The sequence below is a fragment of the Chryseobacterium sp. DZ-32 genome, from assembly GCF_059587025.1.
The window spans coordinates 67,337-83,774 of sequence record NZ_JCAIOM010000014.1; the positions used below are offsets into that span (position 1 = coordinate 67,337).

At 36.3% G+C, this 16,438-nt stretch carries 16 protein-coding genes; 11 read left to right on the forward strand and 5 right to left on the reverse strand.

Going from position 1 to position 16,438, the window contains the following annotated elements:
- Positions 1-31 precede the first annotated feature (31 nt).
- The gene (gene rsmA / locus AC59HC_RS16165; protein WP_110009306.1) at positions 32-802 is read right to left on the reverse strand and encodes a 16S rRNA (adenine(1518)-N(6)/adenine(1519)-N(6))-dimethyltransferase RsmA; all 771 of its coding nucleotides are present in this window, start codon (positions 800-802) and stop codon (positions 32-34) included.
- A 91-nt stretch (positions 803-893) separates the two neighbouring features.
- Between rsmA and AC59HC_RS16170 the strand changes: the two genes are divergently transcribed.
- From AC59HC_RS16170 to AC59HC_RS16200, 7 genes are all read left to right on the forward strand, one after another.
- The gene (locus AC59HC_RS16170; RefSeq protein WP_110009307.1) at positions 894-1,793 is read left to right on the forward strand and encodes a cell division protein FtsX; all 900 of its coding nucleotides are present in this window, start codon (positions 894-896) and stop codon (positions 1,791-1,793) included.
- Between the two features lie 2 nt (positions 1,794-1,795).
- A complete protein-coding gene (locus AC59HC_RS16175; protein WP_110009308.1) occupies positions 1,796-2,092 on the forward strand; it encodes a DUF3098 domain-containing protein in 297 nt (98 codons plus the stop codon).
- Positions 2,093-2,203: 111 nt separating this feature from the next.
- Entirely contained in the window at positions 2,204-3,022 is an 819-nt protein-coding gene (locus tag AC59HC_RS16180) for an undecaprenyl-diphosphate phosphatase (RefSeq protein WP_202838511.1), read from the forward strand.
- A 20-nt stretch (positions 3,023-3,042) separates the two neighbouring features.
- The gene (truB, locus tag AC59HC_RS16185) at positions 3,043-3,741 is read left to right on the forward strand and encodes a tRNA pseudouridine(55) synthase TruB (protein WP_110009310.1); all 699 of its coding nucleotides are present in this window, start codon (positions 3,043-3,045) and stop codon (positions 3,739-3,741) included.
- Positions 3,742-3,821: 80 nt separating this feature from the next.
- Positions 3,822-4,316 carry a hypothetical protein gene (locus AC59HC_RS16190; protein WP_202838510.1) on the forward strand — a complete coding sequence of 165 codons (495 nt, stop codon included), beginning with the start codon at positions 3,822-3,824 and terminating at the stop codon, positions 4,314-4,316.
- Positions 4,316-5,038, forward strand: coding sequence for a 23S rRNA pseudouridine(2604) synthase RluF (gene rluF / locus AC59HC_RS16195; protein ID WP_110009312.1), 723 nt, complete (start codon positions 4,316-4,318; stop codon positions 5,036-5,038). Before AC59HC_RS16190 ends, rluF begins: the two co-directional genes overlap by 1 nt.
- A gap of 180 nt (positions 5,039-5,218) precedes the next feature.
- Entirely contained in the window at positions 5,219-6,430 is a 1,212-nt protein-coding gene (locus tag AC59HC_RS16200; protein ID WP_202838509.1) for a YncE family protein, read from the forward strand.
- 78 nt (positions 6,431-6,508) lie between these two features.
- Here the strand turns inward: AC59HC_RS16200 and AC59HC_RS16205 are convergent, their stop codons facing one another.
- Positions 6,509-7,765 carry a helix-hairpin-helix domain-containing protein gene (locus AC59HC_RS16205; protein ID WP_496558995.1) on the reverse strand — a complete coding sequence of 419 codons (1,257 nt, stop codon included), beginning with the start codon at positions 7,763-7,765 and terminating at the stop codon, positions 6,509-6,511.
- Between the two features lie 240 nt (positions 7,766-8,005).
- Between AC59HC_RS16205 and AC59HC_RS16210 the strand changes: the two genes are divergently transcribed.
- A complete protein-coding gene (locus tag AC59HC_RS16210; protein WP_496558996.1) occupies positions 8,006-8,230 on the forward strand; it encodes a hypothetical protein in 225 nt (74 codons plus the stop codon).
- Positions 8,231-8,336: 106 nt separating this feature from the next.
- Here AC59HC_RS16210 and AC59HC_RS16215 read toward each other — a convergent pair whose 3' ends face one another.
- Entirely contained in the window at positions 8,337-8,681 is a 345-nt protein-coding gene (locus AC59HC_RS16215) for a MerR family transcriptional regulator (RefSeq protein ID WP_062671077.1), read from the reverse strand.
- 203 nt (positions 8,682-8,884) lie between these two features.
- Here AC59HC_RS16215 and AC59HC_RS16220 point away from each other — a divergent pair, with 203 nt between their 5' ends.
- The gene (locus AC59HC_RS16220; protein ID WP_496558997.1) at positions 8,885-9,766 is read left to right on the forward strand and encodes an AraC family transcriptional regulator; all 882 of its coding nucleotides are present in this window, start codon (positions 8,885-8,887) and stop codon (positions 9,764-9,766) included.
- 171 nt (positions 9,767-9,937) lie between these two features.
- On the opposite strand, the gene ccoG is transcribed toward AC59HC_RS16220, so the two are convergent.
- Positions 9,938-11,380, reverse strand: coding sequence for a cytochrome c oxidase accessory protein CcoG (gene ccoG, locus AC59HC_RS16225; RefSeq protein WP_202838505.1), 1,443 nt, complete (start codon positions 11,378-11,380; stop codon positions 9,938-9,940).
- A gap of 254 nt (positions 11,381-11,634) precedes the next feature.
- Here ccoG and AC59HC_RS16230 point away from each other — a divergent pair, with 254 nt between their 5' ends.
- Complete coding sequence (locus AC59HC_RS16230; protein WP_137905343.1) at positions 11,635-12,528, forward strand: SMP-30/gluconolactonase/LRE family protein; 894 nt, start codon at positions 11,635-11,637, stop codon at positions 12,526-12,528.
- Positions 12,529-12,606: 78 nt separating this feature from the next.
- Here AC59HC_RS16230 and AC59HC_RS16235 read toward each other — a convergent pair whose 3' ends face one another.
- A complete protein-coding gene (locus AC59HC_RS16235) occupies positions 12,607-13,914 on the reverse strand; it encodes a DEAD/DEAH box helicase (protein ID WP_496559014.1) in 1,308 nt (435 codons plus the stop codon).
- 475 nt (positions 13,915-14,389) lie between these two features.
- Here AC59HC_RS16235 and rpsA point away from each other — a divergent pair, with 475 nt between their 5' ends.
- Positions 14,390-16,180, forward strand: a complete 1,791-nt coding sequence (rpsA, locus tag AC59HC_RS16240; protein ID WP_137905342.1) for a 30S ribosomal protein S1 — start codon at positions 14,390-14,392, stop codon at positions 16,178-16,180.
- Positions 16,181-16,438: the final 258 nt, after the last annotated feature.

Genomic DNA, 16,438 nt, shown 5'->3' on the forward strand with positions numbered 1-16,438 from the left:
CTCCCGGTAAGGAAGCTTTATAATGATTGTTTTATTGATTTTCTTTCCACAGATTGGCAAAGTGTATAAAATCTGCTACACTAAGTTCTTCTGCTCTCTTATCTAAAAATTCGTGCCCTTTCAAGGCTTCAGGAATATTGAGTGTTTTTAAAGCATTGGAAAGCTTTTTTCTTCTTTGGTTGAAACCTGTTTTCACGATCTGTTTAAACAGTACTTCATTGCCCGCAAGCCCTTCTTTAGGGTTTCTTGTAAGCCTGATGACTCCCGATTTTACTTTTGGAGGAGGATTGAAGACATTTTCATGTACCGTAAACATATAAGATACATCATAATAAGCCTGTATCAGAACAGAAAGAATACCATAATCTTTAGTTCTCGGAACAGCCGCCGTTCTTTCCGCTACCTCTTTCTGGAACATTCCTACCATTTCCGGGATCAGCTGGTAATGGTCTACAATCTGAAACAGAATCTGTGACGAAATGTTATAAGGGAAATTACCAATGATCGCAATCTGATCATCCTTGATAAAACTGAAATCCTGCTTCAGAAAATCACCTACAAAAGTTTCTTCAGTTACTTTTGCATAGTTGTTTTTCAGATATTCTATAGATTCCGTGTCTATTTCTGCAAGGTAAATGTTCTGATCCTTTTCAAGAAGATATTTGGTAAGAACGCCCATTCCGGGACCTACTTCCATGATGTTGTTATAGCTCTCAAAACTAAGACCTTCTACGATTTTTCTTGCGATATTTTCATCTGTCAGGAAGTGCTGTCCAAGATGTTTTTTTGCTTTTACACTCAAAGTTTTTTATGATTTTATTAACAGTGATTTTCTTTATTTCGTCCCAAATTTCGGAAGATTTTTTCTATTTTAGCCAAAAATTTTAATATTAATGGCTAAATCTGTAGATGAATTTAATAAGAAAAGGCTTCGGTCCAGCAATATTACAGTAGTGATAAGTATTGCCTTAGTGTTATTTTTGTTAGGATTAATGGGGCTTATTCTGATTAATGCCCAGAAGTATTCTGACTATATCAAAGAACAGTTGGTAGTGAATGCCTACTTTGATGAAAACTATGACGCTAAAGATTCTGTAAAAATTGCAAAACTTGAGGAAGAAACTTTTAAAAAGGTACAGTTATTAGCTCCTGTAAAAAAAGCGACTTATATTTCAAGAGAAATGGCGGCAAAAGAAGCCAAGAAAAGTATGGGAATCGACAGTGATGCATTGTTTGAGGAAAATATTTTCCCTTCTTCTATTGAAGTGGCTTTAAAGCCGGAGTTCGTAGATCCAGCAAAAATTGATGAAGCTATTAAAGAAATCAAATCCGTTCCCGGAATTATTGATGTTAAAAATGACAGTACTCTGATGGTAGATGTCTACAATAACCTGAGCAGAATCCTGAAATGGATCTTAGGATTTTCGGTTCTGTTCCTGATATTGGCTGTTGTATTGATCAACAACTCTATCCGTCTCAAAATATTCTCGAAGAGATTTATTATTAAAACTATGCAGCTGGTAGGGGCGAAAAGAAGATTTATCCTTAAACCTTTCATTGTGGAAGCTATTATTTTAGGAGCTATCGGTTCTGTTATAGGTCTTCTTGCTTTGGGCGGAGTCTGGTATTATTTCACAAGTCAGATTGGTTCTGCTTTCGTACAGGACAACAACCAGTACTTCTGGTTAGTAATCCTGGTACTGGGTGTTGGAATTTTTATTTCTGTCTTAAGTACCATTTTCGCTACATGGAGGTTCTTGAAATCAAACGTTGACGATTTATATTACTCTTAATAATGAGCAAAAAAACAAATAAATTTTCTGCTTCAGACTACGGGCATGAAGCTGAAGTACCACAGGAAAACGCTTTCTATTTCGGACAGCAGAATTTCAAATGGATGCTGATCGGACTAGCCTTCATTGTAGTAGGATTTCTACTTATGATGGGACCTGATGCCAATACAGTAGACGGGAAATTTGATCCTAACTCATGGAATGACGGGATCTTTTCTATCAGAAGAATCAGAATAGCACCTTTGTTTGTTGTTATAGGATTTGCAATAGAAGTGTACGCGATCTTAAAAAGAAAATAAATAAAATAATTTTATTTAAGGATTAAAAAATTTAAGAATTGAAAGATGTAAGCCAATGAGCTGATTTTTCTAATTCTTAAATCTTTTAATCTTTTTAATTTTTAAAAGAATATGGATTTAATCAAAGCAATTATTATTGCCATTGTAGAAGGGTTGACGGAATATCTTCCGATTTCCTCTACAGCACATATGGGATTTACTGCGAATCTTATGGGGTTGGAAGAAACAGAATTTTTAAAAATGTTTCAGGTGTCTATTCAGTTTGGAGCTATTCTATCTGTCGTAGTGGCATACTGGAAAAAGTTTTTTGACTTAAATAATATTCAGTTTTATTTTAAACTTGCATTTGCTGTAGTTCCGGCTTTGGTGTTGGGGTATTTATTCGATGATAAAATTGAAGCCGTTCTTGGGAACCAGATTGCGATCTCTTCTGTATTGGTGTTGGGTGGTGTAGTTTTATTGTTTGCAGATAAATGGTTCAGGAATCCTAAAATTGATGATGAAAAAGGAATTACCGTAAGAAATGCTGTTACCATTGGTTTCTGGCAGTGTCTTGCGATGATGCCGGGAACAAGCCGTAGTGCGGCCTCTATTATTGGAGGAATGGCACAAGGCCTTACCAGAAAGGCTGCTGCAGAATTTTCTTTTTTCCTTGCAGTTCCTACAATGCTGGCAGTAACGGTATACTCAGTTTTTGTTAAGACCTGGGGAAAAGAAACCGCAAATCCGCAGAAAGGATATGAAATGATTATGTCTTCACAGGATCATATTATGATCTTTGTAATTGGAAATATCGTTGCATTTATTGTAGCACTTATTGCCATTAAAGCATTTATTGGTGTGCTTAACAAATATGGATTCAAACCTTGGGGCTGGTACCGTATTTTTGTAGGAATAGCTCTGTTGATTTATTTCTATTTCTTTAAATAAGAAATCTTTTATACTCATTCATGACTGCTGAAGAACTGAAATCAGGATACATTTTTTTATTGGACAAACCTTTGGACTGGACTTCCTTCCAGGCTGTCAATAAAATGAAATATAAACTTAAAAGGGAATTTGATCTTCCCAAGAAATTTAAAATCGGACACGCCGGAACCTTAGATCCAAGAGCAACCGGGCTTCTTATTGTCTGCTGTGGAAAATTTACAAAGAAAATTCCTGAAATTCAGGATGCTCCCAAAGAATACTGGACAGAGATCAAGATCGGTGTGCAAACAGAATCCTATGATACCGAAAAACCTGAAATTCTTCACCAGGATATCTCTCATATTACTGAAGAACAGGTAAAAGAAGTGCTGGAAAAATTTGTTGGGGAAATTGAACAGAAACCACCCGTTTATTCAGCGATTAAAATTGATGGCGAAAGAGCTTACAATCTTGCCAGAGCAGGTGAAGAAGTGGAAATGAAGGCAAGAAAAACAACCATCCATTATATCAAAGACATAAAAATCGATTTTCCTTTGGTGAGTTTCATGGTAGGCTGTTCAAAAGGAACATACATCAGAAGTCTGGCTCATGATATCGGGCAGGAACTGGGAGTAGGAGCTTATCTGACACAGCTGAGACGTACCAAAATTGGTGATTATGCCATTGAAGATGCTACAGATCAGTTCCTGAATAACGAGTACAGATTCGAAAGCCTATGAAAATAAAATTATCCATTTTCTTATTAATATTTTCTTTTTGTAAAGCATTTTCTCAGGATACAGAAACTGGAAAATCAAAAATGGATTTTTACTTCAATCCTTCTCTGAATGTAGGATTTAATATTAATAAGAAGAACCAGACCAGCAATTCGCAGTATATTGAAAACAGATCTTCATTAGGAAATCTTACTTATGGGATTACTGCTGTGGGTGGATATAATTTTCTTCCTAACTTTGCATTGGGAACAGGATTTAAATATAGTTTTATCCAGGATAATTATCATCTGATTTATTGGGTTATTCAACCAAAGATTATTTTTTCTCCGGGCGAAAGACCTTTTTATATCGATATTAATTATGGAAAACAGCTTAATCACTCTGCTGTTTCAGATACTGAATTCTGGGGCGGGAGACTGGGAATGCAGGTTTCCTATTCAAAAAGATTGAGCCAGGAAGGAGGAATTGTTTTTGAATCACATCGGCTGAAAGACGGAGCTGACGGTTTTTTCATAGGGCTGAGCTATGGAATTACCCTTTTCAGCAATAAAAATTATACCGGTTACGGAAAAGACTAATGGAAAAGACACGTATTAATAAATATTTATCAGAAGCAGGGTACTGTTCGAGAAGAGCAGCAGATAAACTTTTGGAGGAAGGCAGAATTAAGATAAACGGGAAAATTCCTGAATTGGGAACCAAAGTTTCTGATGAGGATCTCGTAGAAGTAGACGGAAAACCCATCAGAGAGCCTCAGGAAAAACCTGTGTATATCGTTTTTAATAAACCGGTAGGAATCGTTTGTACTACCGATACCAAACGTGAAAAAAATAATATCGTAGATTATATCAACCACCCGAAAAGAATTTTTCCTATCGGAAGACTGGATAAACCTAGTGAAGGGCTTATTCTCTTAACGAGTGACGGTGATATTGTCAATAAAATCCTGAGAGCTCGAAATAATCACGAGAAGGAATATCTGGTTCGTGTAGATAAGCCGATCACTCCAAAATTCCTGGAGAAAATGAGAAATGGAGTTCCTATCCTTGATACTGTGACTAAAAAATGTGAGGTAGAGAAGATTGATGAAATGAATTTCAGAATTATCCTTACCCAGGGACTGAACAGACAGATCCGGAGAATGTGCGAATATCTGGGGTATGAAGTTAAAAAACTCAAGAGAATCCGTATTATGAATATCAAACTTGATCTGCCGATAGGGAAATGGAGAGATATGACTGATGAGGAGCTTAATACCTTAAACTCTTTGCTGGTAGATTCCAGTAAAACATTTGATTAAAAATATCCAAGATACTTTAACGGTTTTAATTTCATGCTTCCTTGTATTAACTACAGGAAGCATTATTTTTAATGTCATTTATTATTTTTCACATATTAGTGTAATATATTTTTGTTTTCATTGGAAATGTTTTATATTTATAATACTAACAATGATAATCACAAAACCATGAAATTAAAAATGAATTCAGTGTTCTTGTTTGTTATTCTGGTAATATCCACGGGTTGCCTGAATGAGAACCACAATCCCGATCATCCTCATAATACCTCGTTTTACATTGATTACAGAAGCATAAAAGGGTCATCAGACGGAATAGCCGTTATAGAACTTGATCCTGAAGCTCCGAATTTTGGAAACATCAGCAGTAAGCTTGAATTGGGTAATGGGGTATTGCCCCATCATATTTATTACAATCTGGATGCAAAAAAAATGTTCACCACTGCTTTGGGAGGCAGTTATCTCTATGAAATAAAAACGGATAAAGACCAATACGGACAGCCGAAATTAATCAGTGCAACTCCTATTGATACGGGTGAAAATACAGTAGGTGAAAACTTGTTTTTCACAAATGACGGTAGATATTTTATGACCTTTATGGGTGGGGCAGGAGGTCCGAAAGACGGAAGTATTGGCGTTTTTAATGCTAATAATAATCAGCTTATCAAAACGATTAAAGCTCCCATTCAGGTTAATCCCGGTAAGTTTATCATGTATCCGCATGGCATTTCCGTTAATGAGGAAAAAGGATTAATGATGGTGACTTCTACCATTCACCCTGATCTTACGACAGGAATGGGAAATACCTGTACTTTGTTAGATCTGAATACCTATGAAATCAAGGAAACATACCAGGTAGCAGACTCACCAGCAGATTTGTCCGCTCCGGTTGAGGTGTTGTTACTTCGCGGAAAATTTCCACAATATGCACTTGCTACAACAATGCTTGGCGGTGATATCTGGATTGCCCCATACAATACCGCAACCAAAAAATATGATGCTTTTACCAAGATTTTTGACGGAAGTACACAAGGATTAGGCTGGGCGCTTGAAATGTATATTGATGATACAAACAAGCTCTATGTAAGTTTTGCAGATCCTGGAAGAGTGCTTGTTTTTGATATAAATAATCTTCCCCAGCTAAAGCTTTTGAAGACTTTTGAAGCTGACAGAGGGGCGCATCATATGGCTTTCTTTAAAACCAAGTCAGGAAAAGATGTTGTAGCAGTACAGAATAATCTATTGGATCTTCCTAACTTAAATTCCGGTACGATTAGTATCATTGATATTAATTCCGGGAAAAAATTAGGAACAGTAGATTTAAGGAATAAATATGGAATTCTACCGGAATCTATTGAAGGAACTAACGGACCAGGCAGTTATATGCATCACTAAAATGTAGGACATTATTTACAGTATAACTCTTCCGGAATATTATTTTGGAAGAGTTTATGTCAACTTCTTGTTGTCACGTTATTTTACATATAATTTCATTCTTTCTTCATACTCAGGTTTCAGTTTTAAAAGTTTCCATATTTTTTTATCATCTGGATTACTAATCCTGTAGAATATGATTTTATCTGCTGAGTACTTGAAATAAGGATGATTTTTAAGCCATTCCTCCGGTGCATTTACTAATGAGTACCGGGGAACATCTGATGTATTCAATGGCGCTATTGAAATCAGTTTCTGAACCAGGTCCTGATCGATGTTGTAAGTACTTAGAATTTGCTGCTTATTCATAAAGCCTCCCAGTTTCTTTCTGAAACCAATGATTGAACCTGCACTTTTTTCATCCAGTCCGAATTCTATAAGCTGTTTAAACGTAATGGTATTAAGGTCTGTTTTTGAAAAGTCTGTTTTTTCCTGCTGTTTTTCCTGAAGTTTGATATAAGGTTTCATTTCCTGAAATTTCTCAGCAGAAATCACAAAACATTTCTGCAGATCGTCCAGGCTTTTAAAGCTTCCTCTTAAATTGCGGTTCCGGTAATTGAGGATTGTGATTGCTTGTTTTTCTGAGAATCCTATTGTTTTCCAGCCCTCTAAGTCCAGTTGATTAGGATCAAAAATATGATATTGAATCCTGGATTTCACAGTATTATCCTTCGCAAAATTCCTGAAGTTTTCCGGAGTTTTTGCCGGCAGCAAAAGATAAGGTTCGATTTTGTTGTAATTCTCCGGGGAAATGATGAAGCATTCTTTAAACTTTTCCTTACTGATAAAACTTCCCCCTAGATAATTTTTATACTTTATAATAGCTTCTGCCTGCTTTTCACTGAAACCCATCTTAAGCCAGTCGTGAACAGAAAACCGATCAGGATTGAATTTCGCTGAAACCAGAATTTCTTTCTTTCCGTAGGAAGGAAATCCTTTTGGATCCTTTTTTCCTGTTACTTCAGGAAGTAAAATGAATGAGGCAAGTTCACTGAATTTCTCTTCGGAAATAGCATAACACTTTTTCAACTGCTCTTTTGAAGTAAATTTTCCTCCTACCATATCTTTATACTTAAGGATGGTAGCAGTTTGTTTCTCTGAAAATCCAAGTTTCAGCCACTGTTCTTTGTCCAGGATATTAGGATCAAAATCTGATAGATCCCGTATTGAAGAATCTTTGATAAAGGTAACTTCAGGAAAAGGTTCTTTTTCACGACTGATGTATTTCTGATAGGCTAAAAAAACAGTCAGCAATGTGACCATCAATGCCAGTTTCCGGTAATAGTTTTTTCTCATCACACAGTAAACGTATTAATAAAAATAAAGCACTGCAATAGCTGATAATGAAATGGTTAAAGATGATAAAGAGAAAGTGTTTTATGGTTTAAAAGGTGAAGGGAATATTGTCTTTTATGCGATATAATTTCGTAATTGATACTGAAATTCTTGATTGCTTTTTATATAGCATTTCTTCAAACGGCTTGGTTTTTGTAATTTTTTCATCATACTTATTAACCTTATTAATTGATCATGAATATGAATTACACTGAAGCATTGAAATACAAGGAAGAGGCATTAAAAAAAGCCGATAGTATAGTGGCTGACAATTACCATATTGTTATAGTTCCGGCTGATACAGCTGAAAGTGCGAGGTATATTGAAGAGTACACCAAAAAGCCTGAAAACTTTAAAGATGACAGCTGTAAGAAATACTGTTCAAACGGAGAATATCTGGTGGTGAGTTTTAAGAAAGAAGAATAATTTTGGACAAAAAGCAATAATGAATCATTGGTTTTGCCATGTGTTACTATCAATAAAAACCTCCGCTGCAATTCATTGCAGCGGAGGTTTTATATTTTCAAAGCATTTAATCCTCTTCCCGTTCTCCTAAAGACTCTTTCAGCTTGATCAGTTCAGCTTTTACAAACTCCAGGCGGTCGATCAGAGTAATGGTTTCGGAAATTTTACTGTTGGTGGTCAGAGCGATACGGGCTCCGTCAAGGGTATATCCTTTTTCTTTTACGAGATGGTAGATCATCTGAAGATTTTTAATGTCTTCAGGAGTGAAATACCGGTTCCCTTTTCTGTTTTTTTTAGGCTTGATAATCGGGAATTCCTGTTCCCAGTAACGTATTAATGAAGTGTTTACATCGAATGCTTTCGCAACTTCTCCTATAGAATAATACAGCTTATCAGGTAAATTTATTTTCATTTTACAACTCCTAAACTTCAAAGATAAAAATTTTTTAAAGTTTGATCCAAAATATATTGTAAAAAGTGCGGTCAGACTTTGTTTTAAAGGAAAAATAAAGATGTAAAATCATCACAAAACAGCCATTTGGTCATCACAGAGAAGAAGAGCAGCTATTACCGGTTCTTTTTATCTAAATTTGTGAATCCTTAAGATATTTATCAATGAATCCGATCTCCGTTCTTCATATAGATCTTTTCCAGGCGGGTAAAAATACTTCAGATTTTTATTTTAACACCATGAAGAGTCATTTGGTGCTGGGACATCATCATATAGAGAAGCCTCACAGACATGATTTCTATGCAGCTGTTCTCTTTACCAAAGGAACAGGAGTGCATGAGATCGATTTTCAAAGATATGAAGTCTCTGAAGGAAGTCTTTTCTTCTTGTCACCGGGGCAGATTCACAGCTGGGAGCTTTCGGAAGATATAGACGGTTACATTTTCTTTTGTTCCCAGGAATTTTATGAAATGCATTATGTGAATCAGAAACTCAGAAATTTTCCGTTTTTCGGGTCCGTATCATTCCCGCGAAAACTACAATTAAACGCTCAGGAATTGAAGAAAAACATGAGTTTATTTAAAGAACTGGGAGAAGAACATCAGGCTAAAAAAATCATGAAAGAAGGCCTGATTTTATCATTAATGTCTCAGATTTTTATTAATGCTGCGAGATTGTTTTCAAAAGATTTTGATACAATGGATTCTGCTGCCGGACTTTCTTATTTTAAACATTATCAGGATTTTGAAAATCTGATTGAACAAAACTTCACAAAACACAAGTCCATTACGCATTATGCCTCTTTGTTAGGTATTTCATCCAAACATCTGAACAGGATTGCCCAGACTGTTGTTCAAAAAACAGCGACTGATGTGATCACCGAAAGAGTAGTGCTGGAAGCCAAAAGAATGCTCATGTATCTCGACGAGAGTTTGGTGGAAATTGCCTTTAGACTGGGATACGAAGAATATTCCTACTTTGTAAGAGTATTCCGGAAAAGCTCCGGAATGACTCCCACGCAGTTTATGAGGAAATATAAGGCTTAATGAGTTCAAAGTTCAAAGTTTAAGGTTCACAGTTTAAAGTTTGGGGAAATGTGTTGGAAAACCACCCCGTCAAAAATTCTTTGAATTTTTGCCACCTCCTCCAGAGGAGGGGAATGGGAAATATCAACTACTTTTCCTACTTCCTATAACTTATTACCCGCTACCTGCCACCTAAAGAGCCAACTTAAACGGTCCTTCAAAAGTAGTTTCAAACGAATCTACCAGCTGTCCTTTTTCATCAAATACTCCGATGACCATATTTTGTTTTGAGAATTTAATTTCGTCTTCAGGAAAGGAAATGTTGATGTTTCCTTTCAGGATCTGATCTCCTTTCAAAATAATTTTTTCAGAACCGAAATAGGTAATTTCCGCATTCGTTGGAGTGATCACTTTGATGGTAAGCATCTTTTTCTCGTTTGATTTATTCAGAAGGGTATAGATAAAAGTATTGGTGATTTTACCGTTCTTAATAAAAAATGTAGAACCTGCAGGTTTGATGAATTTGGCTTCCATAGAACCACGGTCATACATTAAAAACCCAAGGAACCCAATCAACAAGGCAAGGATAACAGTTGTGGCTTTCATTCTTGGAGTAAACCGGAATTTGTCCTGATTTTCAATTTCTGCTTCCGTAGCATAGCGGACCAATCCTTTAGGTAAGCCAACTTTCTCCATAACTTCATCGCAGGCATCAATACAGGCTGTACAGTTTACACATTCCAGCTGCTGTCCGTTTCTGATATCGATTCCTGTAGGACATACCACAACACATTGGTTACAGTCTATACAATCTCCTTTTCCTGCTGCTTTTCTATCTTCATTATTTCTCCATTTTGCACGGCCTTCCCCTCTTTTAAAATCATAATATACATTGATCGTTTGCTTGTCGATCAATACACCCTGCAGCCTTCCGTAAGGGCAAACCAGCGTACAAACCTGCTCACGAAGCCATGCGAAAACAAAATAGAACGTCATGGTAAAAAAGATCATAACGATAAACTTCAGTGAGTTGGCTTCAGGTCCTTCACTCATAATACGGAAAACTTCTTCGTAGCCCACAATATACATGAACATAAAATGAGAAATAATCAATGAAATTAAAAGGAAAACAGACCATTTCGTCAACCTTTTTCTTATTTTCTCTGCATCCCATTCCTGTCTGTCCAGCTTCATCTGTTTATTCCGGTCTCCTTCGATCCAGTATTCGATTTTACGGAAGACCATTTCCATAAAAAGCGTCTGCGGGCATAGCCACCCACAGAATATTCTTCCGAAAACGACAGTAAATAACATCACAAAAATGACGGAGGTTACCGCCCCTAAAGCAAGAATAAAAAAGTCCTGCAGGTAAAACGGCTGTCCGAGAATAAAGAATTTCCTGTCGATGACATTGATCAGCAGAAAAGGATTATTATTGATCTTTACAAACGGCAGTCCGAAAAATAAAGTAAGAAGAAAATAGCTGGTGTAATTCCTGTAGTTGGTATACTTTCCTTTGGGCTTTCTGGGAAAAATCCACTTCCTTTTACCGGTTTCATCCATGGTTCCCACTGAATTTCTGAAATCTTCATTTTCAATTTCCAAAGACTTGATATTGTTGGACTCTGCGCTCATTGTTATATGCTATAAAAGTATTTTAGTACAATTTTCATCCTGACCAATCTTATTTTCAAATTGACTGTTCCATGAAAAAGTGATTGATTCTGTTACTGCAAAGCTCCGGATTATATCTTTTCATTACTAATATGATCTACTTCCAAAATAGGATAATTAGGACATTTTGTATCTGTTGTTTTTATTGTATCAAAACGGGAAAATATTTTGAAACCTCTAGGTCATATCGTAAATTGCAACTTTAAAAATGAAGCATGAAGAATATACTTAAAATAGGTATGATTGGTTTGGTTTTCGCATTGGTAAACTGTCAATCAGTAAATTATAGTAAAATGTTTTATGAGGGAGTGCAGCCGGAAAAGGTTTCGGACAAGTTCAGTTTCACAGAAGGACCATCAGCAGATAAAGAAGGGAATGTTTATTTCACCGATCAGCCTAATGATAAGATTTATTATTGGGACTGGAAAACCAATCAGGTGATAGAGTTTTTGAATAAAACAGGAAGGGCAAACGGAACACACTTTGACAAAGATGGGTATTTGATTACCTGTTCGGACGATCAGGGTGAGATATGGAAGATATCCAAAGACAAAAAAGTAGAAGTTCTGCTAAAAGGTTTCGAAGGAAAAAGGCTGAACGGCCCCAATGATGTCTGGAATGATGAATTTGGAGGAATGTACTTTACAGATCCTTTGTATGAAAGAGATTACTGGGTTGGTTTTAAACAGGAAATTCAACATAAAAGTCTTTATTACAGAGATAAATCGGGAAAAGTTACCCAATTAGAAACTTTCACCCAACCCAATGGTATTGTTGGGAGTGAAAAACTAAAGAAATTGTACTTATCTGATATTGATGCCGGAAAAACCTACGTTTATGATATATTGGGAGAAGGAAAATTATCTGAGAAAAAACTGTTCTGTGAAATGGGGTCAGATGGCATGACGATGGATAAACACGGAAACCTGTACCTGACAGGAAAAGGAGTGCATGTTTTCAACAGCTCCGGGAAGAAGATCTATCACATCCCGATTCCTGAAGACTGGACTTCCAATGTCACTTTTGGCGGTAAAAACAATGATATTCTTTTCATTACTGCCTCCAGGTCAGTGTATACTTTCCCTCTGAGAGTGAAAGGAATTAAATAATATTATGTCATTGCGGGGAGGGCAGATTGCTTCGTTGCTGTGCTCCTCGCAATGACAATAAAGTGTAGAGTGAGAGGTCTAATAAGCAATCTCCATTTTTACTTTCTTACCTTTCAGTTTTTCGTTCTGAAGCTTTCTTAAAAGGGCATTTACTTTATTTCTGGAGACGGCAACATATGATGTCGTATCTTTTACTTCGATAATTCCCACATCTTCTTTTTGAAGCTCTCCTTTCTTTAGCAGATATCCTACAATATCCACTTTGTTTACTTTATCCTTTTTTCCTGCACTGATGTAAACCGTCTGGAAAGGTGTTTTTTGCGGAACTTTAGTGAATCCGGCAACGTTTTCTTCAGGAGTATTGTTTTTAATGAACGGGAAGTTTTCCTCTTCAGTCATGATCAGGTAGACAAAACCTTTGGCGTTCATTCTTGCGGTACGTCCGTTTCTGTGGATGAAAGCATCTTCTTTTGGAGGAAGCTGATAATGAACAATCGATTCTACCTCAGGAATATCAAGTCCGCGGGCAGCAAGATCCGTAGTAATAAGAATTCTTGCAGAATCATTACGGAATTTCAGCAGCGCACGTTCTCTTTCATCCTGTTCCATACCGCCATGGAAGGTTTCTCTGTCTATTCCCATCTGATGAAGAAGTTCAGAGATACGGTCTACAGCATCACGGTGGTTGCAGAAGATCAGGGTTCTTTTGTTTCCGATTTTACAAACCAGATTGAAAAGTGTATCCAGTTTTTCCTCCGGAATAGTCATCACTTTTCTCAGCTGGAGATCCGGTTTTACATCATTTTCTTTAAGGAAATTGATTACTTTTTCATCTTTTAAGCCTGTAAACGTGGGAATTTCATCCATAGCTGTGGCAGATGTTAAAATTCTCTGAGAAAGTTCTTTTAAAGAATTGGAAATGAATTCCATATCATCATGAAAACCCAGTTCCAGAGCTTTGTCGAATTCATCAAGAACCAGAGTCTTAATTGTTTTCGGATCAAAATTATTATTTCTCAAGTGGTAAACAACTCTTCCCGGAGTTCCGATCAATACAGCCGGAGCTTCAATTAAATTATTAACCTCAATTTTTTTGTCATGTCCTCCATAGCATACAGAAACTTTAAAATCTGTTCCCATGGATTTAAAAACCTGCTCAATCTGTAAAGCAAGTTCCCTTGCCGGAACCAGTATCAAAGCCTGAACACCCTGAACATTTTTTTTCAGATTTCTGAGAACAGGAAATAAAAAGGCCAGCGTTTTCCCGGATCCTGTAGGAGAGAGTAAGACAATGTCTGTATTGCTTTCAGACGCTTTATAAGTAGATTTCTGCATCTGATTCATATCCTGAATCTGCAGTTTTTGATAGATCGGCTGTAATTCCATGCTGCAAAGGTAGTGAATTTTGGAGTTTGAGGATTTGAGAGTAGGAGAGTTTGAGAAGGATTGGAAAGTGTGGTCCTTCTTTAATTCTGTCTTACTGTCATTCTGAATGAAGCGCAGCGAAATGAAGAATCTCATTTTTGTCTTCTGCTTATTGATGCCTCTTGTAAATTTTCAGTGTATGGTCATTATGACATCGGATATTGCTTAATTCTGAATGTAAGACGGTTAGTATTAGAATGTCATACTGAGCTCAGTCGAAGCATCCTTTTAATCAAGGTGTTGATTTTTAAATATATAAGTTAAATATTAGCCTGGCAAAATCTATTGCTTATTTTAAATAAAATTCATATCTTTGCACCCACTTTTGTGGCGAAAAGGTTTGAAGAGTAAATTACTTAAAATTAATTACTTCCGTATTTTTTAATCTGCATTTATTCAAACCGTTAAAAAAGAAGGAATACAAATTTATTAGAAAATGTCAAAAGAGACAAATTCAGCAGAGGTTTTATTAAACCAAAATGTAGCACCAGAACAATTTGATTGGGATTCATTCGAATCAGGTCTTGATGCAGATGCGAGAAAAGAAAAAAGCGATTTAGAAGAAATCTACAACGGATCATTAAACAACTTAGACGATAACGACGTTCTAATTGGTAAAGTTGTAAGATTAACTGATAAAGAAGCTATCGTAGACATCAACTTCAAATCTGAAGGTGTTATCTCTCTAAACGAATTCCGTTACAACCAAGGCCTGAAAGTAGGTGACGAGGTAGAAGTAATGGTTGACAAGAGAGAAGACAAAACTGGACAATTACAGTTATCTCACAGAAAAGCGAGAACGCTTAAAGCTTGGGATAAAGTAAACGAACTTCACGAAACTGGAGAAATCGTTAACGGTTTTGTTAAATCAAGAACTAAAGGTGGTATGATCGTTGACGTTCACGGAATCGAAGCATTCTTACCTGGTTCTCAAATTGACGTTAAGCCAATTAAAGATTACGATCAGTTCGTAGGAAAAACTATGGAGTTCAAAGTTGTGAAAATCAACCCTGAGTTCAAAAACGTAGTGGTATCTCACAAAGCATTGATCGAAGCAGATATCGAAGGTCAGAAAAAAGAAATCATCGCTCAGCTTGAAAAAGGACAGGTTCTTGAAGGTACTGTTAAGAACATCACTTCTTACGGTGTATTCATTGACTTAGGTGGTGTAGATGGATTGATCCACATTACAGACCTTTCTTGGTCTAGAGTGAACCACCCATCTGAAATCCTTGAGGACGGACAAACTGTAAAAGTTGTAATCCTTGATTTCGATGATGAGAAAACAAGAATCCAATTAGGTATGAAGCAATTAGAAGCTCATCCTTGGGATGCTCTTTCTGCTGACTTGAAAGTAGGTGACAAAGTAAAAGGAAAAGTAGTAGTTCTTGCTGACTATGGTGCATTCGTAGAAATCGCTCCAGGTGTTGAAGGATTAATCCACGTTTCTGAAATGTCTTGGTCTACTCACTTAAGATCTGCTGGAGATTTTGTAAAAGTAGGTGATGAAGTAGAAGCTGAAGTATTAACTTTAGACAGAGAAGAAAGAAAAATTTCTCTTGGTATCAAGCAATTGTCTAAAGATCCATGGGAAAACATCGAAGCTAAGTATCCGGTAGGATCTCAGCATGTAGGAACTGTAAGAAACTTCACTAACTTTGGTGTATTCGTAGAGTTAGAAGAAGGTATCGACGGATTAATCTATATCTCTGATCTTTCTTGGACTAAGAAAATCAAGCACCCATCTGAGTTCTGCGCAGTAGGTGATAAATTAGATGTTGTAGTTCTTGAATTAGATATTCAGGCTAGAAGATTATCTCTAGGTCACAAGCAATTGACTGAAAACCCATGGGATAAATTCGAAACTAAATATGCTGAAGGAACTATCCACGCTGGTAAAGCTGTAGAAGTTCACGATAAAGGAGCTTCTGTTCAATTCGAGGATGCTGAGGTTGAAGCTTTCTGCCCTTCAAGATTATTAGAGAAAGAAGATGGATCTAAAATCAAAAAAGGTGAAGAGGCTCAGTTCAAAGTAATCGAATTCAACAAAGAATTCAAGAGAGTAGTAGTATCTCACACAGGTATCTTCAGAGACGAAGAGAAGAAAAACGTAAAAGAAGCTTCTTCTAGAAACGTAACTTCTTCTTCTAACAACGAAGAAAGATCTACTCTTGGAGACATCGACGCATTAGCAGAGTTGAAAAGAAAAATGGAAGAAGGTAAATAATCTTTGAACCATTATAATACATAAGAGCCGCTCAAATGAGCGGCTTTTTTTATGGCTATACGGGAAGGAATATAAAAAAGTGTAATAAGACAGTAAAAAACAAAACTATCGGGTAAAAAAACAGTAAAAGCAGATTTCTGTGGGACAGAAATTTATATTCATTAAAATGACTTATAAAAAGAAAATGTTTGTATGAAAAAGAATTAAACATGTGGTAAACATAATGTGGTACGCATAAATATAATGCAGGGTTCTAAT

Coding starts and splice junctions, on each gene's coding strand:
- ccoG (WP_202838505.1), bottom strand. CDS start 11,380: ATGAGCGCAGAGTCCAACAATATCAAGTCTTTGGAAATTGAAAATGAA.
- AC59HC_RS16180 (WP_202838511.1), top strand. CDS start 2,204: ATGGATTTAATCAAAGCAATTATTATTGCCATTGTAGAAGGGTTGACG.
- AC59HC_RS16190 (WP_202838510.1), top strand. CDS start 3,822: ATGGATTTTTACTTCAATCCTTCTCTGAATGTAGGATTTAATATTAAT.
- AC59HC_RS16215 (WP_062671077.1), bottom strand. CDS start 8,681: ATGAAAATAAATTTACCTGATAAGCTGTATTATTCTATAGGAGAAGTT.
- rluF (WP_110009312.1), top strand. CDS start 4,316: ATGGAAAAGACACGTATTAATAAATATTTATCAGAAGCAGGGTACTGT.
- rpsA (WP_137905342.1), top strand. CDS start 14,390: ATGTCAAAAGAGACAAATTCAGCAGAGGTTTTATTAAACCAAAATGTA.
- AC59HC_RS16170 (WP_110009307.1), top strand. CDS start 894: ATGGCTAAATCTGTAGATGAATTTAATAAGAAAAGGCTTCGGTCCAGC.
- AC59HC_RS16235 (WP_496559014.1), bottom strand. CDS start 13,914: ATGGAATTACAGCCGATCTATCAAAAACTGCAGATTCAGGATATGAAT.
- AC59HC_RS16220 (WP_496558997.1), top strand. CDS start 8,885: ATGAATCCGATCTCCGTTCTTCATATAGATCTTTTCCAGGCGGGTAAA.
- truB (WP_110009310.1), top strand. CDS start 3,043: ATGACTGCTGAAGAACTGAAATCAGGATACATTTTTTTATTGGACAAA.
- AC59HC_RS16205 (WP_496558995.1), bottom strand. CDS start 7,765: ATGAGAAAAAACTATTACCGGAAACTGGCATTGATGGTCACATTGCTG.
- AC59HC_RS16210 (WP_496558996.1), top strand. CDS start 8,006: ATGAATTACACTGAAGCATTGAAATACAAGGAAGAGGCATTAAAAAAA.
- AC59HC_RS16230 (WP_137905343.1), top strand. CDS start 11,635: ATGAAGAATATACTTAAAATAGGTATGATTGGTTTGGTTTTCGCATTG.
- AC59HC_RS16175 (WP_110009308.1), top strand. CDS start 1,796: ATGAGCAAAAAAACAAATAAATTTTCTGCTTCAGACTACGGGCATGAA.
- AC59HC_RS16200 (WP_202838509.1), top strand. CDS start 5,219: ATGAATTCAGTGTTCTTGTTTGTTATTCTGGTAATATCCACGGGTTGC.